We start from the raw sequence: 22,302 nt of genomic DNA on the forward strand, positions 1-22,302 counted from the left end.
CCGTCCGCGACCGGCAGTCCACGATCCCCCCTGCTGACGCGATCCCCCTGGACAGCAGCACCGTGACGGCGGACGGACGTTCCCTCGGCGTCCCCTCGCAACGGGAGCCGCACCCAAGCGTGATCAGTCGGATACGTCACGTCAATGGCTAGTCCGAAATTCGGAATGGTTGCGTCAGCTTTCGGCCGGTGATCGCCTTTCGGCCGGTGAGCGCCGCCGGAGGCCGCCACCGCGCCGGGTCCGCTCAGTTGCCGCGCCGGGTCCGCCCGGTCACTGCGCCAGGGCCGCCCAGTCCACGCCCGCCATCGGATCGACCGGCCGCGCCCCGGCGCCGATCTCGCACCAGACCCGCTTGCCCGAACCGTCCGGGTACCAGCCCCAGCGGTCGCAGAGCAGCTCGACCAGTTCCAGTCCGCGCCCGTTGGTGGCGTCCTCGTCCGCCCCGGCGTGCCGGGGGGCCGGGGCGGCCCGGCTCGCGTCGGCCACCTCCACCCGCAGCGGGCCGGGCGGGACGTCCTGCGCCGGGCCCTCGGCCACCGGCAGGCAGAGTCTCAGCACGGCCGGACAGCCGGTGTGCACCACGGCGTTGGTCACCAGTTCCGAGACCACCAGCACCACCGTCTCGGCCATCGGCGCGTCCGGGTCCACCCCGTGGTTCAGCAGCCGCGAGCGCACCCACCGCCGGGCCCGGCCGACCTCGGCGGGGTCCGCCTGCACCGCAAGCTGTACCTGAAGAACCTGCACCGCTCCACCACCTGCACTCGCAGTTCGGCCAACGTCCCGATCGGGCCGGATCAGCCGGCCGGCGGGGCCCTCGCACTTCGCCCGGTGCCACCCGGGACCACCGGTGCCACCTGGGACCGCCCGGGACCACCGGGGCCACCCGGTGCCCGCTCGGGCACTCGCCGACCCGTCCGCCCGCGCCACTCGCCCGCGTCAACTCGTCGGTCGTACAACGACCGCGACACGAATACGCCTCAGGATGGGTGGGCGGACGGACCGCAGCAAGCGCTTCGGGCATATTCCGGCGATCGGGGGACAGGGCAGTGCATACTGTCCCGCTCACTCTCGCGAGCCTCGCACCGGCACTCGTCCGGCCCGGGCCGACGCCGGTCCCGCGGGGCCTGTTCGGACCCGCCCTGGGCGGGAACCTACCGCCGGACGCCCCCGCCGCCCCGCCCGCCACTCGCGAACCACCCGTACGACATATGTCCAGCGGGTCTCGAACAGCGGCATCGGCATCATCATCGGCGACGGCGACGGCGACGGCGACGGCGACGGCGACGGCGGCAACCGCACCGGCACCGGCACCGGCACCGGCACCGGCACCGACGGCGGCGAACCACGAGACCGGGTTCCGTTCTTGCCCGAATCCCTCCCGCCGCGGACCGGCCAGGGGATACCGTTGGGTAACGCCAGCGAACCGGTCAGGAGGGTGGTTCTCGATGGCCACCCCGGACGGGATCCCGCGCTGGGACGAGCAGTTGCAGCGTCGCCTCGCCCGCGGCGAGGAGACCGCGCTCGGCGAACTGTACGACCGGCTCGCCCCGATGGTGCACGGCCTGGCAGGCCGGATACTCGCCGACCAGGCGGCCGCCGCCCAGCTCACCCGGGAGGTCTTCGCCCACGTCTGGGAGCACCCCGGGGACTTCGACCCCGCCCGGGGCTCGCTGCGATCCTGGCTCGGCGCGCTCACCCACCGCCGCGCGGTCGAACGGCTGCGGGCGCGCCGCGGCGCCGAGCTGGCGCCGGAGCACGGCGGGGCGGCCGAGCGGGAGATCCGGGCCGTCGCCACCGCCGCGCGCATGCAGTACGTGGTCGACTCCCTGCCCCAACCCCTGCGTGAGACCATCGCGGTGACGTACTACGACGGCCGTACCTACCAGGAGACGGCCCGACTGCTCGGCATCAGCGAGCAGGCCGCCAAGCAGCGGATGCGGCTCGGCCTGGAGCTGCTGGCCACCGAACTGGCCGACGAACGCGCCCGCCAGGAGCACGGGGACGGGAACGGGGGCAGGTGAAGGTGAGCGTGCGAACCGTCGAGAGGTGCGCGGGCGGATGAGCGAGGAGCGGCACGACGCCCTGCGCTCGCTGCTCGGTGCCTGGTCCCTCGGCGCCTGCCCGCCGCGCGAGGCCGCCGAGTTGGAGCAGCACCTGCCGGCCTGCCCGGAGTGCGCCGACGAGGCGGACCGGCTGCGCGAGGCGGCCGGCTGGCTCTCCCTGGACGAGCCGCTGGACCAGCCCGGTTCGCTGCGCCAGCAGGTGCTGGACTGGTGCCTGGCCAGCCGCCCGGCCGAACTGCCCGTCCCCGCCTGGGGGATGCCGTACACCGCGGAGACCGCCAAGCTGGACGCACTCCTGCGCGACCTCGGCCCGGAGGAGTGGCAGGAGGTGGCCGAACTGCCGTGGCACGGCGGCACCGAGCTGCTGCGCCCGGCCGAGGTGCTGGGCCGGCTGACCGCGGCGGACGGCTTCCTGGCGCTCGCCCTCGGCCTGCCCGACCCGGTGCCGGCCGCCGCCGGACCCGGGCCGGTCCCGGGCGCGGAGCGGCGGGTGCCGCCGCAGGAGGCGGGCGTCCCGGCGCCGCGGGTGCCCCCGCAGGGCGGCCGGTACGCGGCGGACGCGGCGCGGACCGCCCGGCTGCTCGCCGACCAGGCCGGGCTGCCGCCCCGGTCGGTGCGCGCCCGGTGGCGGCAGCAGACCCACGACCTGGTGCGCAGCGCCGCGCTGGCGCCGCAGGGCAGCACCCCGGTCGACCTCGGCTTCGCGGTGCTGCCGCTGCGCGACGCCTTCGTGGAGCGCGCCCTGGAGTGCTTCGTGCACGGCGAGGACGTGGCCCGCGCGGTGGCCTACCCGTACGCTCCGCCGGCGCCGCAGCACCTGCGGCAGATGGTGGAGCTGGTGGTCCGGCTGCTGCCGCGGGCGCTGGCGGGGCTGCGCGCGGCGCGGCCCGCGCCCGCCGGGGCGCCGTCCGGGGACGGTCGGACCGTTCGGCGGGTGCGGCTGGTGGTGGACGGTCCGGCGGCCGGCGAGTGGCTGGTGCCGCTGGACGGCGGACCGAGCGGACCGGCCGGTCCCGCCGGATCGACCTGGTTGGCGCGATCGGCGCGGTCGGCCGGTCCCGCCGCCGGGGAGCCGGTGGCCTCGATGGTGCTGGACGGCCTGGAGCTGTGCCAGTTGGCGGCCGCGCACCGGGACCCGGACCGGCTGCCGGTGGGCGAGCACGGCGACCGGGCCGCGGTGCGCGAGGTGCTGCACGCGCTGCCGCTGCTGGCGAGGCCCTGACCCGCCCCGGGGCGGCTACGCGAAGACGACCGTCCTGGTCCCGTCCAGCAGCACCCGGTGCTCGCTGTGCCACTTGACCGCGCGGGCCAGCGCCTGGCACTCGACGTCCCGGCCGAGCGCGACCAGCTGGTCCGGGCTGATGTCGTGGGTGACCCGGGCCACCTCCTGCTCGATGATCGGGCCCTCGTCGAGGTCGGCGGTGACGTAGTGCGCGGTCGCACCGATCAGCTTCACGCCGCGGGCGTGCGCCTGGTGGTACGGCTTGGCGCCCTTGAAGCTCGGCAGGAAGGAGTGGTGGATGTTGATCACGCGGCCGGACAGCTCGGTGCACAGCCGGTCGGAGAGCACCTGCATGTAGCGGGCCAGCACGACCAGTTCGACGTTCTCCTTCTCGACCAGGTCGAGCAGCTGCCGCTCCGCCTCCTCCTTGGTGTCCCGGGTGACCGGGATGTGGCGGAAGGGGACGCCGTAGCTCTCGGTGAGGTCCTGGAGGTCGGTGTGGTTGGAGACCACCGCGGCGATCTCCACCGGCAGGGCGCCGATCCGGGTGCGGTAGAGCAGGTCGTTCAGGCAGTGCCCGAACTTGCTGACCATGAGGACGATCCGCATCCGCTGCTCGGTCGGGTGGATCTGCCAGTCCATCCCGAAGGAGGCGCCGATCGCGGCGAAGCTGGCCCGCAGCTTGTCGGCGGTGACCGGCTCGGGGGCGGAGAAGTGCACCCGCATGAAGAACAGTCCGGTGTCCCCGTCCCCGAACTGCTGGCTGTCGATGATGTTGCAGCCGGTCATGAAGAGGTAGCTGGAGACAGCGTGGACGATGCCCTGCTTGTCGGGGCAGGACAGCGTGAGGACGTACTGGGCGCTGGCCGGCTGCTGTTCCACTGCGGGTATCCCGTTCTGAACTGGTGACGTGCGTGAATGGTCCAGCGTGTCACATCCTGGACAGCCGCCGCCCCGCTGCCCGTACTGCGGGACGGCACCGGCCGGTGGAACGGCTCAGACCTGGGTGAGGATGCGCAGCACGTCGAGGGACTTGGGCGTCGCGTCCGGGTCGTCCCCGTCCCCGGTGGCGAGGGCGACGTGCGCCTCGCGGGCGGCCCGGACGGTCTCGGGCCAGCCGGGGTGGCCGAGGTAGGCGGAGGCCGGGGCGTCGGCGCCGACCTCGTGCAGCATCTGGACCGCGCGCAGCACCGCGACGTCGACCAGGGCGGCCTCGGCGGAGTCGCGGAAGATGGTGCCCACGTACTTCTCGGCGGACCAGCGGTCCAGCCAGGTGTCCTCGACCAGCCGGTAGACGGCGTCGGTCACATCGCCGTAGCCCTCCCGGCCGGTGAGCCAGGCCTCGTGCTGGAAACCGGGGTCGGACAGCATGTGCAGCGCCGAGCGGAGTCGGGCTCGCCAGCGCCACCAGGGCAGGTCGTTGAGCGGCATGCCGCCCATCGTGCTGGAGCGGTGGCCCGGACGAGAAGGGTTTCGGGTGGACCGGTGCGAAGAATCTGTGCTGGCGGACATGGTGAACGATCGTACGTTCCCCGTCTGTTCGTGCTCCACTCGCGATCTACACGCGTACCGCCCCGGATTTCGGCGTCCGTTGGCCGGGCGTTCACATTTCGTCCCTCTCGGCTTGTGGCTCCGGGGCTTGGCTGTCCCCCGGTGCGCCGGATGGCGCCCCAGAGAGGGAAGACCGATGACCCGCCGAAGGGACTCGTCCCGGGCCCGTCCCACGATCAGCGGACGCCGCCCGCGCCGCCCGATCGCCGCCGCGGTGACCGCCGCGGTGCTGTTCCCCACCCTCTTCTCGGCCTCCGCGTGCGGCGGACCGGCCGGAGCCTCCACCGGCGCCGACGACCTGACCGTGATGACCTGGGCCCCGTCCGGCACCGGTTCCGCGGACCGTCCCGGCATGACCGCGCTCGCCGAGTCGATCGGCCGGGACGTCAACGTCAAGGGCGGTCTGAGCGGCCACCGGCTGCACGTGATCACCTGCAACGAGCACAACACCGCCGACGGCGCCAAGGCCTGCGCCCAGCAGGCGGTGGACGCCAAGGCGGTGGCCGTGCTCGGCTCCTACAGCCAGTGGGGCGACGCCTTCATGCCGATGCTGGAGCGCGCCGGCATCCCGCTGATCGGCGGCTACGGCCTGTCCCAGCCCGAGTTCTCCAGCCCGCTGTCCTACCCGGTGGACGGCGGCATGCCCGCGCTGATCGCGGGCAGCGGCCGGCAGTTGGTCGACGCCGGCTGCAAGGCCGTCTCGCTGATCCGCCCGGACACCCCGGCCGGCGACAACCTGCTCGGCTACCTGGGCAACGCGCTCAAGCCGGCCGGCATCAAACTGCTGGACGTCAAGGCGCCCGAGCAGTCCTCCGACTACAGCCAGGTGGTCCGCAAGGCGATCGGCAGGGACGACCCGGGCAACTGCGTCACCAGCGCCCTGGCCGCCGAGCCGACCAGCAACCTGCTGGACGCCTACCGGCGGCAGAACGTGAAGAACACCCGGATCGCCTCGGTGATCGGCAGCGTCCAGCAGTCGGTGGTCGACTCCACCGGCGGCGACTCCGGCCCGCTGGCCGGCGCGTTCGTCACCAGCTGGTACCCGCCGGAGTCGGCCAAGACCTGGGACGGGCTGCGCGCGGTGGTCCGCTCCCAGGCCACCGACGGGAACGCCATCGACGTCTCCGACCCGGGCGTGCAGACCACCTGGGTCGCCTACGAGGTGTTCCGGGTGGTGGTGGAGAAGCTCGCCGCGGCCGGCAGGCCGATCGAGGCGAAGTCGATCGACGCCCTGCTGGACAGCGGCGAGGGCATCGACGTCGGCCTCACCCCGCCGCTGAACTGGGGCACCACCAACATGCTGCCCAGCACCGAGTCGCCCCGGCTGGTCAACACCTGGGTCACCTACCAGGTGGTCAAGGGCGGCCGGATGACCTTGCAGCAGCCGGGCTTCGTGGACGTCCGCTGGGTCCTCACCGGGGCCCGCAGCCCGTCCTGATCCCTCCTCCCCGCACCGCTCCCCGCACCGCTCCCCGCACCGCACCGCGTGCGGCACACGGACGGACGGGCCCCGCGCGGGCCCGCCCTCCGGTGTTCCGGGGGTCCCGCTACAGGTCGCCGTCGCCGCGGCTGGGCAGGCCGGTCTGGGTGGCGATCGCGTTCCACAGGGTCGAGGCCTGCTTCTTCGCGGTGGTGGCCGTGCCGCTGGCCTGCACGGCGTTCTTGTAGTGCTGATTGCCGGTGTCCGGCTTCTTCGGGTCGCAGGAGGACTGGGCGTCGGTCGCCCAGGCCGCGTACTCGTCGTCGGCCTGGGCCGAGGCCGTCCAGGCCGCGTTGAGCTGCTCGACCAGCTGCTGGCCGCCGGGCAGCTTGTCGGTCTTCAACTGGCCGAGCTTGGTCTGCAGCTCGCGCCGCTTGCCGGCCGCGGCGGCCAGCGCCTGCTGCGAGTCGGGCAGCTTGTCGCACTTCTGCACCGAGGCGACCGCCGAGACCACCGCGCTGCGGCTGTCGCTCGCGGTGCCCAGCAGGTCGGACAGCGGCTGCGCCTGCGCCTTGGCCTCCGGGTCGGCGGCGGCGCCGGAGCCGCTCGCGCCGGCCGCGCCGGTGGCGGTGCCGCCGGTGGCCGCGACCGGGGCGGTCTTCTGGCCGCTCTTGGTGGTGTCGTCGCCGCCGCTCATCAGCACGGCGACCAGCACGCCGGCCGCCGCGAAGCCCGCGACCACGCCGCCGATGACCAGCTTGTTGGAGGAGCGTCCGCCGCGGCCGCCGCGCCCCGCCTGGGTGGCGTCCTGGTCGGGCCGGTAGCCGTCCGACCCGTAGCCGCCGGTGGCATAGCCGTCGGTGGCGTAGCCGTCCGGCTGGGGGTAGCCCTGCACCGGGTAGCCCGCCTGGTGCTGCTGCTGGTGCTGCGGCTGGGTGGCCTGCGGGTAGCCCTGGTAGCCGGGCGCGGTCTGCGGCGGGACGCCGTAGCCGGGCTGCGGCGCCGGGTAGCCGCCCTGCGGGTCGCCGGCCGGGTACGGCGGCAGGTGCTGGGTCTCGGGGGCCGGCTGGGCCTGCTGCGGGGCGCCGTAACCGGCCTGCGGCGGTGCACCCCAGGCGGGCTGCTGGGGGGGCATCGCCTGGGTCGGCGGCGCCTGCGCGCCCTCGCCGAGGTACTCGGGCTGCCCGGACGGCCGGCCCACCGGCGGCACGGCCGTGGGGCCCTGCTGCTGGCCCGGCTGGCCCTGGGGCTGGCCGGGCTCGGGGCGGAACAGGTCGTCCAGGTTGAAGTCACCCGAGTTGTACGAGCGGCGCTGACTCAACGCGATTCCTCACCTGTGCAGGACCGCGCACTGGCGGCGGACCACATCTCGTCGGTTCTTGGGAGCATCACAGTTCCTTGGACGTCGCGCCCACGCTACCGGTTCGCCTCACCGGGTGACCACGCGGGCGGGACATTCCCACACGCTCCCTGCACAGACGGTGGTCAGGCCGCCTCCGCGTCCGCCCTGGCGTGGAACTCGCGCACCACCCGCTGCTCCCGGTAGGGCTCCAGCCGACGCCGGAACTCGTCCAGGTACTCCACGCCCCGGTTGGAGCGCAGCCCGCTGAGCAGCCGCACCGCCTGGGTGCCCGTCTCGCAGGCGCGTTCCAGGTCGCGCTGCTGGAGCTGGGCGGTGGCGAGCAGCACGAGGTCCACCGCGCGGCGGCGGACCCGGGTCGGCGGGTGCAGGTCGAGCGCCCGGCGGGCGTAGTGCTCGGCCGGCCCGGCCTGTTCGAGGTCCCGGTGGCAGTGGGCGAGTTCGTCGGCGAGGTAGGCGTCGTCGAAGTGGGCGATCCAGTCCGGGTCGTCCTCGGGGCGGCGCTTCTCCATCATCTCCAGGGCCTTCGCCGACACCGCCTCGCAGGAGCGGGCGTCGCCGAGCAGGGCGTGGCCGCGGGCCTCGGCGGCGTAGAACATCGCCATCGCCGTCGGGGTGGCCACCGTACGGGCGCCCTCCTGGGCGGCACGGGCGAGCTGGGCGATCTCCCGCGGGTTGCCGAGGGTGGCCGCCAGGTGGCTCATCGAGGCGGCCAGCACGTAGCCGCCGTAGCCGCGGTCGTCGGCGGCCTGGGCGAGCCGCAGGGCCTGGATGTAGTAGCGCTGGGCGAGCCCGGGCTGCCCGGTGTCCACCGCCATGTAGCCGGCCAGTTCGGTCAACCGGGCCACCGCGGCGAAGAGTTGGCGCCCGGTCTCCTCCCGGTAGGCGCCGCCGAGCAGGCCGGAGACCACCGAGTTGAGGTAGTGCACGACGACCGGGCGCACATGGCCGCTGCCGAAGCGGTGGTCCAGGTCGACCAGCATCGCGGTGGTGGCCTTGATCGCGGACACGTCCGTCGGGCCGACCCGGGGGCCGCCGGTGCGGGCCACCACCGGGTCGGGCGGGGTGATCAGCCAGTCCCGGCTGGGCTCCACCAGCGCGGAGGCGGCGACCGTCGCCCCGGTGAGGAAGTCCCGCCGGCCGACGTCACTGCGCCACAGCTCGCACACCTGCTCCAGGGCCGCGTTCAGGGTCGGCGCGAACTGCAGCCCGATGCCGGAGCTGAGGTTCTTGCCGTCGGCCATGCCGATCTCCTCGACCGACACGCTGCGGCCGAGCTTGCGCCCGAGCGCCTCGGCGATCACGGCCGGCGCCTGACCGCGCGGCTGCTGCCCGCGCAGCCAGCGGGCGACGGAGGTCTTGTCGTAGCGCAGGTCCAGTCCGTGCTCCGCGCCGCACAGGTTGACCCTGCGGGCCAGACCGGCGTTGGAGCAACTGGCCTCCTGGATCAGTTGCTGCAGGCGCTCGTTGGGCTGTCGTGCGACGAGTGGTCTCGCGGCCATTGGGCTTCGCCTCCCCACACCCTCCGGTCCCGGCCGGCGGGCGACGATGTGCTGATCTGTTGCCGACTGTCCGACCGTCCAAGGAATCTGACACCAGGTTAGCGATCAGCAACGTCAGCGGGATACCCACGGTGACGAACCGCACCCCCCGCGCGCCCTGGGGAATGCTTCCGTGCGCCCCCGCTGCGCCTGCCTCCGCCCGCCCCAACTCGCTTGAGTCACCGGTTCGGGTGACATTGCCGGGATGCGGCCGACCGGGGCCCGCCGGGCCGTAACCAGCCTCACGCACGGTAGTTGAGCAGCCCGTGGAAGACATCCCCGACGCCCCCGGCCAGGACAAGAACGCCGGCCTGCCCCCGCTGCTGATCGAAGCCGTCGGCTACGCCGAGAACCGCCACTGGGAGGTGGCCCCCGGCGCCTGGCTGATCGACGGCGACGGGCCCGCCCGCTGCTCCTGCGGCGACCAGCGCTGCCCCCAGCCGGGCGCCCACCCGCTGGACGCGGACTGGGCCCGCAAGGCGAGCGCCGGGCCGGGCGCGGTGCGGCGCTGGTGGACCGAACGGCCCAAGGCCTCGATCCTGCTGCCCACCGGCCGGTCCTTCGACGTCCTGGACGTGCCGGAGACCGCCGGGTGCCTGGCGCTGGCCCGGATGGAGCGGATGGACCTCCAGCTCGGCCCGGTCGTGGTGCTGCCCAGCTCGCCCGGCCGGGTCGGGCGGCGGCTGCACTTCCTGGTGCTGCCCGGCGTCGCGGCCAAGCTGCCGGAGATGCTCCGCAAGCTCGGCTGGCCGCCCGGGCGGCTGGACCTGGTCGCCCGCGGCGAGGGGGACTGGACGGTCGCCCCGCCCTCGCGGATCGGCTCCACCGGTTACGCCCAGTGGGCCCGCTCCCCCTCCGAGTCCAACCGCTGGCTGCCGGACGCCGCCGAGCTGATCAGTCCGCTCGCCTACGCCTGCGGCCGCGAGGCGCCCGCCCAGCAGCTCCAGGCAGCCCAGCCGGCCGGCGTCTGAACGGCCGGCGTCCGAACGGCCGAAGCCTGCCGCCCTGCGCCGATCGGGTGAGGGCGTGCACCGCGCGACACAACGCGCGGGAGTGACGGGCCTTGTCTCCCACCGGAGGCGGGGCCCGTCACACGCATGTGCGGATAAGGCCTCGGTCTACCCGCTGGTCAACCGGGAAAGCCCCTCGTACGAGTGACAGCGCTCAAGGATTGCCATGATCGGCCGAGGGGAGGAATTGCGGTGTGTGGGGTCGCCGGAAGGGTCGCTCGGACGGGGAAGCCGGGCGAGGCGGTGGAGGGGCCGGGAGGGAACGGGAGGGGCAGGAGGGGACCGGGAGGGAGCCGGGGAGGGACGGGAAGGGCCCGCTGCACGGGGAGCAGCGGGCCCCGATCGTCACCCGGGGCTTCCCGACCGTCGCACGGGGCGCGGCGATCGGGCCCGGCCGGGCGGGGTCAGGCCTGGGCGACGAAGACGTGCTGGGCGATGTCCTTGCCCAGCTCCGCCGCGTTGTCCCCGGTGCCGACGAGCACGCCGCCGACGCCGGTGCCGGCCGCCACCTTGATCGTGGAGCCCGGCCGGACGCCGGCCCGGCGCAGGGTGCTCATCAGCTCGCTGTCCGTCTGGATCGGCTCGCCGATCCGGCGGACCACCACGTCCGCGCCGGCCTCGCCCGGCTTGACGGTGTCCAGCGGGACGAGCGCGGCGTCGAAGCCCTCGCCCTCGGCCTTGGTGTCGCCCAGCTCGTCCAGCCCCGGGATCGGGTTGCCGTACGGGGACTGGGTCGGGTGGCCGAGCATGGCGAGCACCTTGCGCTCGACCGTCTCGCTCATCACGTGCTCCCAGCGGCAGGCCTCCTCGTGCACCTGCTCCCACTCCAGGCCGATCACGTCGACGAGCAGGCACTCGGCGATGCGGTGCTTGCGCATCACGCGCACCGCGAGCCGCCGGCCCTCCTCGGTCAGTTCGAGGTGGCGGTCGCCGGCGACCTGGAGCAGCCCGTCGCGCTCCATCCGGCCGACCGTCTGGCTGACCGTGGGACCGCTCTGCTCCAGGCGCTCCGCGATCCGGGCACGCATCGGGACGATGCCCTCTTCCTCCAGCTCCAGGATGGTGCGAAGGTACATCTCAGTGGTGTCGATCAGCCCAGACATCGCCGCTGGCTCCGTTCTTCGGTGTCCTCACCGCCAATTCTGACGTACCGCACCGACAACCGGGCCCGCCCCGGGGTTTCCGGGACCGGTTTTCGTTCCTGTTGACAGCGGTGCCGCCGGGGCGCGACCGTGCTCGCCGTAGCTTTCTCCACTGGCGTCCGGGCCGTCCCGGTCGCCCCACCCGGCCGGCGCCCCCACCGGCAGAGAGCGAAGGCAACCGATGAACGACCTGGTCGGCCGGTACTTCGACGCGGCGATCGCCCACCTGAACCGGGTCCGCGCGGAGGAGTCCGACACCATCGAGGCGGCGGCCGCCCTGCTGGCCGAGGCGATCACCGAGGGCCGCCGGGTGTTCACCTTCGGCGCCGGGCACTCCTCGCTGCCGGCCCAGGACGTGGTCTACCGGGCCGGCGGGCTGGTCCCGATGAACCTGCTGAACGTGCCCGGGATGGCCGGGGTGACGATGATGCCCGCGCCGCTGGCCAGCGCCCTGGAGCGGGTGTCCGGGCTGGCCACCTCGACCCTGGACCTGACCCCGGCGACCAGCGGGGACCTGCTGTTCCTGATCTCGCTCTCCGGCCGCCAGGTGATGCCGGTCGAGCTGGCCCGGTACGCCCGGGACCGCGGCCTGAAGGTGATCGGGGTGACCTCGCTGGCCTACCCCGAGGAGGTGCCCTCGGCGCACCCCTCCGGCACCTACCTCAAGGACCACTGCGACGTGGTGCTGGACAGCAAGGTCGCGGTGGGCGACGGCGAGCTGACCCACCCGGGCGCCGAGACCTCCTTCGGCCCGGTCTCCACCATCGTCACCAGCGCGCTGATGCAGGCCGTGGTCGCCTCCGCGGTCGGCCGGCTGGCCGACCGGGCGGCCGCCGGGGACGCCGCCGCGCCGCCGCTGTTCCGCTCCGGCAACGTCCCGGGGGGCACCGAGTGGAACACCAAGCAGATGGCCGACAACGCCGAGCGCATCCTCTACACCTACTGAGGACACCTTGTTGACGGCTCGCAACCGTCCGACCACGGGGCGTACCGGACAATCCACCGGGCCTTCCCGGCCATTGCGCGGCGCCCCCGCCGCGGCCAGGCGTACCGGCGACCCGCCCGGGGCAGGAGAGCGGAGGGACCGGAGCGACGGGTGGGGGCCGAGCATGGCGTCTGGTGCGGGACGGACCGGGTGGGTGCGCGAGCGGGAGCTGCTGCCCGAGTTCTTCTGGGCCGCCGACGCGGCCTCGCTGCGCGGCCAGCGCCGTTCGGTGCTGCTCTCCGCCTGGGAGCTGCTCCTGCTGCTGGTCGCGGCCGCGACCGGCTCGGCCGACGGCGAGCCGTGGGCCTGGGCGGCCGCCGCGGCCTACCTGGGCGCGGTGGCGCTGGCGGTGGTGATCGGTCGGCAGAACCCGCAGGGCCTCTGGTACGAGGGCCGGGCGGCCGCCGAGTCGGTGAAGACGCTGGCCTGGAAGTTCGCCGTCCGGGCGGACGCCTACCAGCCGCCGCCGCACAGCCTGCCGGACGCAGAGGGCCTGTACCGCTTCCAACTCGCCCGGGTGCTGGGCGCGTTCCGGGGCGGCCCGGTGGGGGTGCCGGCGACCGGGGTGGACATCACCCCGGCCATGCGCGACCTGCGCGGGCAGCCGCTGGCGGTGCGCCGCGAGGTGTATCTGAACGAGCGGATCCGGGTGCAGCACGACTGGTACCGCGGCAAGGCCCGCTACTGCGCCCGGGCCGGCTACTGGACGGACGTCCTGGGGGCGCTGCTGCCGGCGCTGGGCCTGGCGCTGGCGGTGCTGCGGGCGCTCGGCGCCTTCACCTACGACGCGCTGGGCACGGTGTCGGCGGTGGCCGCCTCGGTCACCGCCTGGGCGCAGCTGCGCCAGTACCGCCCGCTGGCCGCCGCGTACGGGCTGGCCGCCGAGGAGCTGGAGCTGATCCGCCTCCAACTCGCCCGGCTGGACCTGGAGTCGATGGACGCCGAGGAGATCTGGGCCCGGCTGGCCCGGGACGCCGAGGACGCGGTGTCCCGCGAGCACACCACCTGGCAGGCCCGCCGGGAGGTGCGCACCACCACCGACCGGGAGCACTGAGGAGGAACGCGTGGCGTTACGGATGGTCAAAGCGGCGGACGGTCGCGCCCTCGCCGTGGAGTCCCTCGGCGATCCGCGCGGCCGTCCGGTGTTCCTGCTGCACGGCATGCCGGGCAGCAGGGTCGGGCCGCATCCGCGCAGCACCGTGCTGTACCGGCTGGGGGTGCGGCTGATCTCCTACGACCGGCCGGGCTACGGCGACTCGACCCGGCTGTTCGGCCGCCGGGTGTCGCACGCGGCGGCCGATGTGCGCACCATCGCCGACGAGTTGGGCCTGGGCGACTTCGCCGTGCTGGGCCGCTCCGGCGGCGGCCCGCACGCGCTGGCCTGCGCGGCGATGCTGCCGGGGCGGGTCAGCCGGGTGGCGGTGCTGGTGGGGCTGGCGCCGCGGAACGCGACCGGCCTTGACTGGTACGCGGGGATGACCCCGTCCAACGTCCGGGCCTACCGGGAGGCGGAGCGCGGGCACGGCCGGATCGCCGACGCGATGGAGTTCCGCTCCCGTCAGATCAAGGACGACCCGGTCCGGCTGCTGAACGGGCTGCGCACCGAACTGTCGCCCGCCGACCGGGAGGTGGTGGCGGACAGCGGGCTGCGCCGGATGCTGCAGAGCAACTACCGGGAGGCGTTCCGGCACGGCGCGGACGGCTGGATCGACGACGTGCTGGCCTTCACCGCCGACTGGGGCTTCGACGTCGGGTCGATCGGGGTGCCGACCTGGCTGTGGCACGGCGCGGACGACCAGTTCTCGCCGGTGGACCACTCCCGCTGGCTGGCCGACCACGTCCCCGGCGCCGAGCTCTTCCTGGAGCCCGGCGCCGCGCACTTCGGGGCGTTCCGGGTGATGACCACGGCCCTGGCCTGGGCGGCGGGGTAACCCCGGTCAGCGCTTCACGGGGGTCAGTGGTTCGGAGCCGCCCAGCACCGCGAGGATGTTGTCCACCGCCAGGCCTCCCATCGCCTGCCGGGTCCGTACGGTGGCGCTGCCCAGGTGCGGGACCAGCACCGCGCGCTCCTGGGCGAGCAGCGCGGACGGGACGTCCGGCTCGTGCTCGAAGTTGTCCACGGCGGCGGCGAACAGCGCGCCGGACTCCAGCGCGGCGGCCAGCGCCTCCTCGTCCACCACGCCGGCGGTCATGCTGACCACCACCGCCCCGGGCGGCAGCAGGGCCAGCCGGCGGGCGTCCAGCAGGTGCCGGGTCTCCTCGGTGCACGGGCAGGTGACGACCAGCACGGTGGAGGTGGCGAGCAGTTCCTCCAGCGGCTTCCACTCGGCGCCGTGGGCCTGCTCGGGCGGCAGGGCGCGGCGGTTGTGGTAGCCGACCGGCATGTCGAAGGCGGCGGCCCGGCGGGCCACCGACTGCCCGATCCGGCCCATGCCGAGCACGCCGAGCGGGGTGCCGGCCAGTTCCAGGCCGAGCAGGAAGTTCGGGCTCCAGGTCCACGGCGTGCCGGAGCGCAGCAGCCGCTCGCCCTCGCCGAGCCGGCGGACGGCGGCCAGCAGCAGCGCCCAGGCGGTCTCGGCGGTGGCGTTGGTGAGCACGCCGGGGGTGTTGGTGACGACGACGCCGCGTTCGGCGCAGGCCGCCAGGTCGATGTTGTGGTAGCCGACGGCGTGGTTGGCGACGATCTCCAGCTGGGGGCCGGCGGCGTCCAGGAACTCGGCGTCCACCCGGTTGTTGAGGGTGGTGAGCACGGCCCGGCGGCCGCGGACGGCGGCGAGCAGTTCGGCCCGGTCCAGCTCCTCGTCGGTCTCGCGCACGGTGACGGCGTACCGGTCGGTGAGCCGTTCCAGGACGCCGGGCGCGGGGTGCCGGGTGACCAGGACCGGGGGCGGAGTATCCATGGTTGCGCACGATACCCCGCCCCGGTGACTACACCGGCTGCGGCTCCAGGTCGCGGTTGATCCGCTTCCAGCCGCGGGCGGAGACGGTGTTGGGGTGCTCCTCGCCGAACTGCCGGATCAGTTCGGAGATCGCCCGGGCGCGCAGTTCGGCGGCCTGGGTGTGCCGGCCGGCCGAGCGCAGGGTGATCGCCAGGTTGGCCTCGCAGGCGACGGCGTCCGGGTGCTGCGGCGAGTACCGCCCGCACAGGCCCGAGTAGGCGGCCCGGCCGAGCGCCTCTGCGAGGTCGGTCTGCCCGTCGTCGCCGTAGGCGTTGGCCAGGTTGATCACCGCGTTGAGGGTGTACGGGTGCTCGGCGCCGACCGAGCGGGTCAGTCCGTCGACGGTGAGCCGGCCGCGCTCGATGGCGCCCTGGACGTCGCCGCTGCCGCGCAGGTAGATGCCCAGGTTGTTGGCGCAGGCCAGGGTGAACGGGTGCTCGTCGCCGAACAGCCGCCGGTGGCCCTCGAAGACGGTGGAGCAGAGGTCGCGGGCGGCCTCCTTGTCGCCGGAGGCGCTGTGGTCGGCCGCCAGGTTGAGCGCGCAGGCGAGCGCGTCGGGGGCGTCGGCGCCGTAGCGCTCCAGGTAGCGCTCGTAGGTCTCCTTGGTGATCCGGCGGGCCTCGGCGAGCTGGCCGATCCGGCGCAGGGAGACGGCCAGCGACTTGGCGTTGCGCAGGTTCTCCGGGAGGTCCGGGTCGAGGACGTCGCCGAGGTCGGAGGTGACCTCCTGGAGGAGGTCCACCGAGCCGCGGTAGTCGCCGAGTTCGCGCAGGTCGCGGGCCAGGTTGGACTTGGTGGAGAGGGTGTAGGGGTGCTTGGGGCCGAGGACGGCGGTGCGCCGGTCGAGGGTCTCCTGGTCGAGTTCGCGGGCGGCCTCGCTGTTGCCGACCAGCCGGAAGTCGATGGCGAGGTTGTTGGCCATCGACAGGGTGCGCGGATTGTCGTCGCCGAACAGTTCGCGGAACTGCTCCAGGATCTCCTGGTCGAGGTCGAGCGCGGCCTGGAAGCGGCCGAGCGCCCGCCGGTCGGCGCCGAGCGAGCCGGCCGTCATCAGGGTGTACGGGTGGTGTTCGCCGAGGAGCACCCGCTGGCGCTCCAGGGTGGCCTCGTCCAGGGCCAGGGCCTCGGCGTAGTTGCCCTGGGAGCGCAGCACGTTGGCGAGTTGGAAGCGCAGCAGCAGGGTCTGCCGGTCGTCCTCGCCGAGCTTGCTGGTCCACTCGGCGTCGAGGGCGTGGCCGAGGTCGCGGGCGCGGTCGAGTTCGCCGCGCTTCCACAGGTAGCGGACCCGGTCGATGAGCAGCTGGCGGGTGTCGGCCTCGTCGCAGTTGTGCGCCTTGGAGGGCGACAGGTGCGGCCAGATCTCGTCGAAGGCGGGCCAGTTGGCCGGGTCGTCGGTGTCGCCGAGGACCGGCCGGGCGCCGGTGAGGATGCGGTGCACCTCGTGGACGGCGATCTCCTGCTCGTCGTCGGTCATCCCGGCCCGGATCACCGCCTGGACGAGGCGGTGCACCTGGAAGCTGTTGCTGCCGGCGTCGACCTTGGCCAGCGCGTACCGGCCGATCGCCTGGATGACCTTGCCGAGCATGAACTTGTCGCTGAGGTCGGCGTCGTACTTCACCAGCGCCCGGATCATCTGGTCGCTGTAGAACAGGTTCATCGAGATCGGCTCGGGCGCGAAGAAGGCGCACAGCTGGAGCAGCCGGACGGCGGCCGGGGACTGCTGGCGCAGCCGGCCGATGGAGACGTTCCAGGTCGCGGCGACCGGGGTGGGGTAGTCGGTGGGGTGGTCGACGGCGAGGGCGCGGGCGGCCTCGGCGTGCAGCTGGGCGACGTAGGTCTCCACCGGGGTGCCGGTGGTGTCCAGCCAGGCGGCGGCCACCTCGACGGCTAGCGGCAGGTCGCCGACGGCCTCGGCGACCCGGTCGGCGTCCGCGCGGGAGAGGCTGCGGGCGCGCCGGCACAGGTGCTCGACGCTCTCGCCGCGGGTGAAGACGTCGACCTCCAGCGCCTCGGCGTGCCCGGTCCAGGCCTGGTTGCGGGAGGTGACCAGGATGTGGCCGGAGCCGCCGGGGAAGAACCGGCGGATCTCGGAGGGCTCGTCGGCGTTGTCGAAGATCAGCAGCCAGCGCGAGGTGGGTACGCCGCGGCGCAGCGCCTCCCGGGCGGCCTCGGCGGCCTCGGTGACGGAGTCGCCGACCCGCAGGCCGAGGCGGCGGGCGAGTTCGGCGAGGGCCGGGGCGACCAGTTCGGTCTGCTCGGCGTCGATCCACCAGACCAGGTCGTAGTCGGACATGAAGCGGTGGGCGTACTCCAGCGCGACCTGGGTCTTGCCGACGCCGCCGAGCCCGTACAGGGTCTGCGGGGTGGGCAGCACGGCCGCCATGCCGCCGCGCAGCTGGTTGCGCAGCTGCTCCAGGACGGCGGCGCGGCCGGTGAAGGAGGGGTTGCGCGGCGGGACGTCCCACACCGAGGGCTTGCTGCCGGGGAAGCGCGGGCCGCCGGCCGGGGCGTCGTCGAGCACGGCGTCGCCGCGGCCGAGGGCGCGCAGCAGGCTCTGGATGGACTGGTTCTCGTCGCGGCCGACCAGGTCGACCGGGTTGCGGTTGCTGAACGGCGCGGTGAGCCGGACGTCGCCGACGCGCACCGGCAGCAGCTGGCGCCGGGTGCCGGAGGGGTCGGAGTTGACCACCGACTCCCACAGCGCCCGGGCCTGCGGGGAGCGCTGGTAGGCGGGCGAGAGGACGGCGACCGTGCGGTAGGCGGAGTCGATGCCGCGCTCGGTCTCCTCGCGCGGGTCGGTGCCGGCGCTGAGGTCGCGCGGCAGCACCCGGAAGCCGGCCCTGGTCAGCACGGACTCGATCCAGTCCGCCCACATCCGGTCCTCGGGCACGTAGGACAGGTAGAGGTCGGCGGGCACGGACGGGCGGCGGCGGGTGAAGGCGTCCACGTAGCGCAGCCGCACCTCCTCGTCCATCGGCGGCAGGCCGGCGGCCCGGCCCTCGGTGATCATCGAGGTGAGGCGCTCGCAGGCGGCCAGCATCGAGGTGGGGGTGCCGGTCTGGTCGCCGAAGGTGGCGAGGATCTCCTCGTAGGCGTAGAACGGCCGGTACGGGATCTCCACCGAGCCCCAGTAGCCGGCGAGTTCCTCGCTGCCCAGGCCGGCGGGCAGGCCGTCGAAGCGGACCCGGGCCAGGGCGCGGCCGGCGTCGGCCTTCTCCTTCTCGCCCTCGTCGATGCGCATCGGGACGGGCAGGATGCGGATGCCGCGGTCGCGGTAGCGGTCGTGGATGTGCTGGGCGATCCGGGAGGCGCCGTCGATGGACTGGTCGCTGAGGGTGAAGCAGACCACCAGGTCGTCGGGCATCTGCACGGTGCAGATCTCGGCGATGTCGGACAGGCCGGTGCGGGAGTCGATCAGCACGTAGTCGTAACGCTTGGCCATGTCGGCCTTGAGCGCGTCGAAGAACTGCCCGCCGTCGAAGCGGTCGTAGAAGATGTCCCAGTCGAGGTGGGTGACGGCCTCGGAGTAGTCCCGGTTGAACTGGCCGGCGGAGAGGAAGTCCAGGCTGCCGCCGGCCGGGAAGTGCGGCCAGGAGAGCGAGAGGGCGTGCGGGTGCACCCGGGCGAAGTCCAGGTGCCAGCCCTCGGCGTGCTCGACCGGGCGCAGCGCCTCCTCGCGGTACTCGGCGATCAGGTCCATCATCCCGGTGGTGCCGGCCAGCGAGGCCGGGTCCAGGAAGGGGTGGAAGAACTTGGCGAGGCCGGGCGCCTCCAGGTCCCAGTCGACGGTGAGCACCCGGAAGCCGTTGGCGGCGAGGATCCACGCGGTGTTGGCGAGGGCCATGGTGCGGCCGGTGCCGCCCTTGTAGGAGTAGAAGGTGATGATCCGGCCCTGGCGGTCCTGCTCGGCGGCCTGCCGGGCGGCCTCGCGGGTGGCGGCCAGTTCGGCGGCGCCGAGGCGCAGGTTCCTGGTGGTGTTGTCACTCATCGGTGCGGTCCTCCCAAGGGCGCCATCCCAGCATCGGGGTCATCGCCGTCGTCACGGTCGTTGCGGTAGGGGCGATCGTTGTCACGGGCGGTGCGGTCGTCACGGGTGGTGCGGGTGGTGCGGGTGATACGGGTGGTGCGGTCCTCGGGGGCGGCGCGGGGGTCGGGGACGGTCCGGGGGTCGGGGGCGGCGTAGTCCGCGCGGGAGAGTCGGACGGTGCGTTCCTCGTCGGCGCCGTAGCCGTCCCGCGCGCCGTAGTCGTCCCGCGCGGCGCGGCCGTCCCGGCCGGGGCTGTCGTCCCGGCCAGGGCTGTCGTCGCGGTCGTCCCGGTCGGGGTCGTGGTCGCGGTCGAAGGGGTCCGGCCCGAAGGGTTCGGTGCGGTGCCCGCCGAAGCCGTCCGGCCCGTAGCCGCCGGGGCCGCGGCGGAAGGCCTCGCGCAGGCTCGGCCGGGGCGCCGGGGGCTCCTCCGGTTCGGCCCTGGTCCGGCTCTCGAAGGCGTACTTGGCCTTCATCGCGGCGCGGGGCAGCGCGTCGTCGAAGTCCTCCAGGCTGTTCAGCCCGGTCGGGCCGGTGACGCCGAGGAAGCTCGGGCGCCCGGCCCGCCGGGTCTTGCGCAGCGTCTGGTCGCTCAGCCCGCTGAACTCGCCGTCCCGTTCGAGGCACTCCCGGTCCTCGGTGTTCCACGGTTCCAGGACGCTGACCCAGGTGGCGTCGGAGCGGTCGAAGCGGCGGACCAGCTCCCGGCGGCGCGGGTCGCGCAGCGCCCACCGGTCCAGCAGCAGCAGTCCGGGGGCCTCGGCGTTGCCCTCGATGATGGACTCCACCTCGTCGTCGAACTCGTGCACGGTCGGCTGGAACCCCAACTGCCGTGCCAGCCGTACGGCGTGCTGCGCGATGGGCGAGCCGGCCGGCCGGTACGGGTGCCAGTCGGTGCGCCGGGCGCCGTAGAAGTCGGGGTTGCGGTCCTGCGGCAACTCGCCCTGGTGGTAGGTGAGTACGGAGATCCGCAGCTGCTTGGTCGGGGCGGACACGTTGAACGCGCTGGGCAGCCCGTTGAACTCCAGCCGCCGCCCGACCGGGATCACCGTCTCCTCCGCCACCTGGACGATCCGCGCGGCCAGCCGGTGCACGGCCAGTTCGTAGGCGGCCCGGAAGTAGCTGAGCTTCATCAGCGCGTACAGGCCCTCGGTGGCGTAGTCGGGCCCGAACCCCGCGTGGTTGAACTGGAGTTCGCCGGCCACCTGGGGCAGCCGGTAGCGGCTCATCGGCGCCCACAGCACCGGGACGATGCCACTGGTGCGCTCCACCTCCATGGTCGCCGGGTAGACCGGGCGGCGGGTGAAGGCGTGCCACTCCTGGCCGCACGGAACGCTGTTGAAGTACCGGGGTGAGTACAGCGGCACGAAGACCCGACAGGTCGCCAGCTCCTCGGACAGCCGCTCGGCCCACAACTCGCCCTGGTGCATGGACTCGTCCATGAATCCGACCGGCACCCCGGCCGGGACGGTGGTCAGTTGGAGCACCGCCTCGCAGAGGTCCCGGTACAGCTGGCGCACCCAGTGGTTCGGGTCGCCGGCGCCCCGCGCACCGGACTTCGGCGTGTGCGCGTAGGAGAGGAAGAAGTACGGCCGGGCTTCGTCCTCGTCCCAGCCCCGGTCAGTCACACGTGCCTCCCCCGGGCCCGTCGGCAACCTGGCTCCCGCAGCCCCCGTGCGGCGGGGTCTCAGTGTAGGAACGACTGACACCCCAATGGAATAGCACAGCGACCCGCACGAATTGACATGACCGAAACGGTGCCGCTGCCCTCTTGCGTGGAGCAGTACCCTCGTTGCGGCTGTGGCGAACGATCAGGAGGAGCACGCATGGACCAGCTCAACTGGCAGCGGTCGAGTTTCAGCGCCGGGGAGGCCAGGTACCTGGAGATCGCCTCCGCCGGGGAGCTCGTCTACATCCGCGAGTCCGACCGCCCCGACCTGGTCGTCACCACCACCCGGGTCAAGCTCAACGCCTGGATCCTGGGCGCCAAGGACGGCGAGTTCGACCACTTCGTCGGGCTCTGAGCAGCTCTGAGCGGCTACGGGCGGCCCTGAGCGGTTCCGGGCGGCTCCGGGCGGCCCTGGGCCCTCACCTCCCGGAATCGGCGCTCCCGTAGCGGGCGGCCAGCGCCCGGACCGTCCCCGCGATCCGCTCGCGCAGTTCGGCCGGTTCCAGCACCTCGATGTCGGCGCCCAGCCGCAGGAACTCCCCGTGCGCGTGGTCGACCGACTCGATCGGCACCCGGGCCTGCGTCCAGCCGCCCTCCCCCGGCGGCACGCCGAGCCGCCTGGCACCCTCCGGGGTCAGCCGCACCAACGCCTCCCCGGTGTGCAGCCGGGCCCGGAAGTCCGCCAGGTGGGCCTGCCAGTACGCCGGCAGGTCGAAGCCCTCCGGCACGGAGAACTCCTCCGGCAGCGGCCGCATTTCGATGACCTGGTCGACCCGGTAGGTCCGCGTCCCGGACGGCCCGCCGGCCACCAGGTACCAGCGGCCCGCCTTGAGCACCAGCCCGTACGGCTCCACCCGCCGCTCGATCTCCTCCGGCGCCCGCCACCGCCGGTACCGCAGCACCACCGCCCGGCGCGCCCACACCGCCGCGGCGACGGCCGCCAGGTGCGGGGTCTCGTCCGCGCGGCCGTACCAGCCGGGCGCGTCCAGCAGGAAGCGCTCCTGGATCCGCCCGGCGTGCTCGCGCAGCTCCGCGGGCAGCGCGGCCCGCAGCTTGAGCTGGGCGGTGGCGAGGGCCCCGCCGAGGCCGAGGTCGGCGGCGGTGCCCGGGAGCGCGGCGAGGAACGCGGCCTGGGCCTCCTCGGCGGTCAGCCCGGTGAGGCGGGTCCGGTAGCCGTCGACCAGCCGGTAGCCGCCCTCGTGCCCGGCCTCGCCGTACAGCGGGATCCCGGCGGCGGCCAGCGCCTCCACGTCCCGGTAGACCGTCCGGACGGACACCTCCAGCTCCTGCGCCAACTCCCGGGCGGTCATCCGGCCCCGGTTCTGGAGCAGCAGGAGCAGGGTGACCAGTCGGCTCGCGCGCATACCCAGCAGTAT

The 22,302-nt window shown here is 73.9% G+C and carries 18 protein-coding genes; 8 read left to right on the forward strand and 10 right to left on the reverse strand.

What is annotated here, in order from left to right:
• Positions 1–270: 270 nt before the first annotated feature.
• Positions 271–744 (reverse strand): ATP-binding protein, encoded by a 474-nt coding sequence (locus ACFY2K_RS29940; protein WP_375888915.1) that lies wholly within the window; start codon positions 742–744, stop codon positions 271–273.
• A gap of 701 nt (positions 745–1,445) precedes the next feature.
• Between ACFY2K_RS29940 and ACFY2K_RS29945 the strand changes: the two genes are divergently transcribed.
• Positions 1,446–2,021 (forward strand): sigma-70 family RNA polymerase sigma factor, encoded by a 576-nt coding sequence (locus tag ACFY2K_RS29945; protein WP_380399131.1) that lies wholly within the window; start codon positions 1,446–1,448, stop codon positions 2,019–2,021.
• Between the two features lie 37 nt (positions 2,022–2,058).
• Positions 2,059–3,285: a zf-HC2 domain-containing protein gene (locus ACFY2K_RS29950; RefSeq protein WP_375888910.1), complete on the forward strand. Its 1,227-nt coding sequence runs from the start codon at positions 2,059–2,061 to the stop codon at positions 3,283–3,285.
• Positions 3,286–3,300: 15 nt separating this feature from the next.
• Here ACFY2K_RS29950 and purU read toward each other — a convergent pair whose 3' ends face one another.
• Both purU and ACFY2K_RS29960 read right to left on the reverse strand, forming a co-directional pair.
• Positions 3,301–4,167 carry a formyltetrahydrofolate deformylase gene (purU, locus tag ACFY2K_RS29955; RefSeq protein ID WP_380521845.1) on the reverse strand — a complete coding sequence of 289 codons (867 nt, stop codon included), beginning with the start codon at positions 4,165–4,167 and terminating at the stop codon, positions 3,301–3,303.
• Positions 4,168–4,281: 114 nt separating this feature from the next.
• Positions 4,282–4,797 (reverse strand): hypothetical protein, encoded by a 516-nt coding sequence (locus tag ACFY2K_RS29960; RefSeq protein ID WP_375888906.1) that lies wholly within the window; start codon positions 4,795–4,797, stop codon positions 4,282–4,284.
• 175 nt (positions 4,798–4,972) lie between these two features.
• On the opposite strand from ACFY2K_RS29960, the gene ACFY2K_RS29965 reads away from it, so the two are divergent.
• Complete coding sequence (locus ACFY2K_RS29965; protein WP_380521847.1) at positions 4,973–6,274, forward strand: ABC transporter substrate-binding protein; 1,302 nt, start codon at positions 4,973–4,975, stop codon at positions 6,272–6,274.
• A gap of 109 nt (positions 6,275–6,383) precedes the next feature.
• Here the strand turns inward: ACFY2K_RS29965 and ACFY2K_RS29970 are convergent, their stop codons facing one another.
• Complete coding sequence (locus ACFY2K_RS29970) at positions 6,384–7,577, reverse strand: hypothetical protein (RefSeq protein ID WP_380638882.1); 1,194 nt, start codon at positions 7,575–7,577, stop codon at positions 6,384–6,386.
• Positions 7,578–7,741: 164 nt separating this feature from the next.
• On the reverse strand, positions 7,742–9,118 hold the full coding sequence (locus ACFY2K_RS29975; RefSeq protein WP_380399140.1) for a transcriptional regulator: 1,377 nt from the start codon (positions 9,116–9,118) through the stop codon (positions 7,742–7,744).
• 305 nt (positions 9,119–9,423) lie between these two features.
• Here ACFY2K_RS29975 and ACFY2K_RS29980 point away from each other — a divergent pair, with 305 nt between their 5' ends.
• Positions 9,424–10,128, forward strand: coding sequence for a bifunctional DNA primase/polymerase (locus ACFY2K_RS29980; RefSeq protein ID WP_375888897.1), 705 nt, complete (start codon positions 9,424–9,426; stop codon positions 10,126–10,128).
• Between the two features lie 443 nt (positions 10,129–10,571).
• Here the strand turns inward: ACFY2K_RS29980 and ACFY2K_RS29985 are convergent, their stop codons facing one another.
• Positions 10,572–11,270: a metal-dependent transcriptional regulator gene (locus ACFY2K_RS29985; protein WP_375888894.1), complete on the reverse strand. Its 699-nt coding sequence runs from the start codon at positions 11,268–11,270 to the stop codon at positions 10,572–10,574.
• Positions 11,271–11,490: 220 nt separating this feature from the next.
• Here ACFY2K_RS29985 and ACFY2K_RS29990 point away from each other — a divergent pair, with 220 nt between their 5' ends.
• The 3 genes from ACFY2K_RS29990 to ACFY2K_RS30000 all read left to right on the forward strand — a co-directional run bounded on the left by ACFY2K_RS29990 (position 11,491) and on the right by ACFY2K_RS30000 (position 14,225).
• Entirely contained in the window at positions 11,491–12,255 is a 765-nt protein-coding gene (locus ACFY2K_RS29990; protein ID WP_375888891.1) for an SIS domain-containing protein, read from the forward strand.
• Between the two features lie 193 nt (positions 12,256–12,448).
• A complete protein-coding gene (locus tag ACFY2K_RS29995) occupies positions 12,449–13,348 on the forward strand; it encodes a DUF4231 domain-containing protein (RefSeq protein ID WP_387715581.1) in 900 nt (299 codons plus the stop codon).
• Between the two features lie 22 nt (positions 13,349–13,370).
• Entirely contained in the window at positions 13,371–14,225 is an 855-nt protein-coding gene (locus ACFY2K_RS30000; protein WP_375889199.1) for an alpha/beta fold hydrolase, read from the forward strand.
• Positions 14,226–14,231: 6 nt separating this feature from the next.
• Here ACFY2K_RS30000 and ACFY2K_RS30005 read toward each other — a convergent pair whose 3' ends face one another.
• Genes ACFY2K_RS30005 through ACFY2K_RS30015 form a run of 3 tightly spaced genes read right to left on the reverse strand, consistent with a single transcriptional unit; the run spans position 14,232 to position 20,885 of the window.
• Positions 14,232–15,194, reverse strand: a complete 963-nt coding sequence (locus tag ACFY2K_RS30005; protein ID WP_387715584.1) for a 2-hydroxyacid dehydrogenase — start codon at positions 15,192–15,194, stop codon at positions 14,232–14,234.
• A gap of 28 nt (positions 15,195–15,222) precedes the next feature.
• A complete protein-coding gene (gene fxsT, locus ACFY2K_RS30010; protein ID WP_387715587.1) occupies positions 15,223–19,221 on the reverse strand; it encodes an FxSxx-COOH system tetratricopeptide repeat protein in 3,999 nt (1,332 codons plus the stop codon).
• A complete protein-coding gene (locus tag ACFY2K_RS30015; protein ID WP_387715590.1) occupies positions 19,218–20,885 on the reverse strand; it encodes a TIR-like protein FxsC in 1,668 nt (555 codons plus the stop codon). Before ACFY2K_RS30015 ends, fxsT begins: the two co-directional genes overlap by 4 nt.
• Before the next feature lie 198 nt (positions 20,886–21,083).
• On the opposite strand from ACFY2K_RS30015, the gene ACFY2K_RS30020 reads away from it, so the two are divergent.
• The gene (locus ACFY2K_RS30020) at positions 21,084–21,281 is read left to right on the forward strand and encodes a DUF397 domain-containing protein (RefSeq protein WP_375888879.1); all 198 of its coding nucleotides are present in this window, start codon (positions 21,084–21,086) and stop codon (positions 21,279–21,281) included.
• A gap of 64 nt (positions 21,282–21,345) precedes the next feature.
• Here ACFY2K_RS30020 and ACFY2K_RS30025 read toward each other — a convergent pair whose 3' ends face one another.
• Complete coding sequence (locus ACFY2K_RS30025) at positions 21,346–22,290, reverse strand: helix-turn-helix transcriptional regulator (RefSeq protein WP_380638886.1); 945 nt, start codon at positions 22,288–22,290, stop codon at positions 21,346–21,348.
• Between the last annotated feature and the right edge of the window lie 12 nt (positions 22,291–22,302).

The organism is Kitasatospora sp. NPDC001309 (assembly GCF_042896295.1).
In the GTDB taxonomy this organism is placed as follows: domain Bacteria; phylum Actinomycetota; class Actinomycetes; order Streptomycetales; family Streptomycetaceae; genus Kitasatospora.

What these genes read in the sequence shown, in the direction of transcription:
- ACFY2K_RS29945 (WP_380399131.1), top strand. Translation starts at nt 1,446, where the DNA reads ATGGCCACCCCGGACGGGATCCCGCGCTGGGACGAGCAGTTGCAGCGT.
- ACFY2K_RS29950 (WP_375888910.1), top strand. Translation starts at nt 2,059, where the DNA reads ATGAGCGAGGAGCGGCACGACGCCCTGCGCTCGCTGCTCGGTGCCTGG.
- ACFY2K_RS29960 (WP_375888906.1), bottom strand. Translation starts at nt 4,797, where the DNA reads ATGTCCGCCAGCACAGATTCTTCGCACCGGTCCACCCGAAACCCTTCT.
- ACFY2K_RS29965 (WP_380521847.1), top strand. Translation starts at nt 4,973, where the DNA reads ATGACCCGCCGAAGGGACTCGTCCCGGGCCCGTCCCACGATCAGCGGA.
- ACFY2K_RS29975 (WP_380399140.1), bottom strand. Translation starts at nt 9,118, where the DNA reads ATGGCCGCGAGACCACTCGTCGCACGACAGCCCAACGAGCGCCTGCAG.
- ACFY2K_RS29985 (WP_375888894.1), bottom strand. Translation starts at nt 11,270, where the DNA reads ATGTCTGGGCTGATCGACACCACTGAGATGTACCTTCGCACCATCCTG.
- ACFY2K_RS29990 (WP_375888891.1), top strand. Translation starts at nt 11,491, where the DNA reads ATGAACGACCTGGTCGGCCGGTACTTCGACGCGGCGATCGCCCACCTG.
- ACFY2K_RS30000 (WP_375889199.1), top strand. Translation starts at nt 13,371, where the DNA reads ATGGTCAAAGCGGCGGACGGTCGCGCCCTCGCCGTGGAGTCCCTCGGC.
- ACFY2K_RS30005 (WP_387715584.1), bottom strand. Translation starts at nt 15,194, where the DNA reads ATGGATACTCCGCCCCCGGTCCTGGTCACCCGGCACCCCGCGCCCGGC.
- fxsT (WP_387715587.1), bottom strand. Translation starts at nt 19,221, where the DNA reads ATGAGTGACAACACCACCAGGAACCTGCGCCTCGGCGCCGCCGAACTG.
- ACFY2K_RS30020 (WP_375888879.1), top strand. Translation starts at nt 21,084, where the DNA reads ATGGACCAGCTCAACTGGCAGCGGTCGAGTTTCAGCGCCGGGGAGGCC.
- ACFY2K_RS30025 (WP_380638886.1), bottom strand. Translation starts at nt 22,290, where the DNA reads ATGCGCGCGAGCCGACTGGTCACCCTGCTCCTGCTGCTCCAGAACCGG.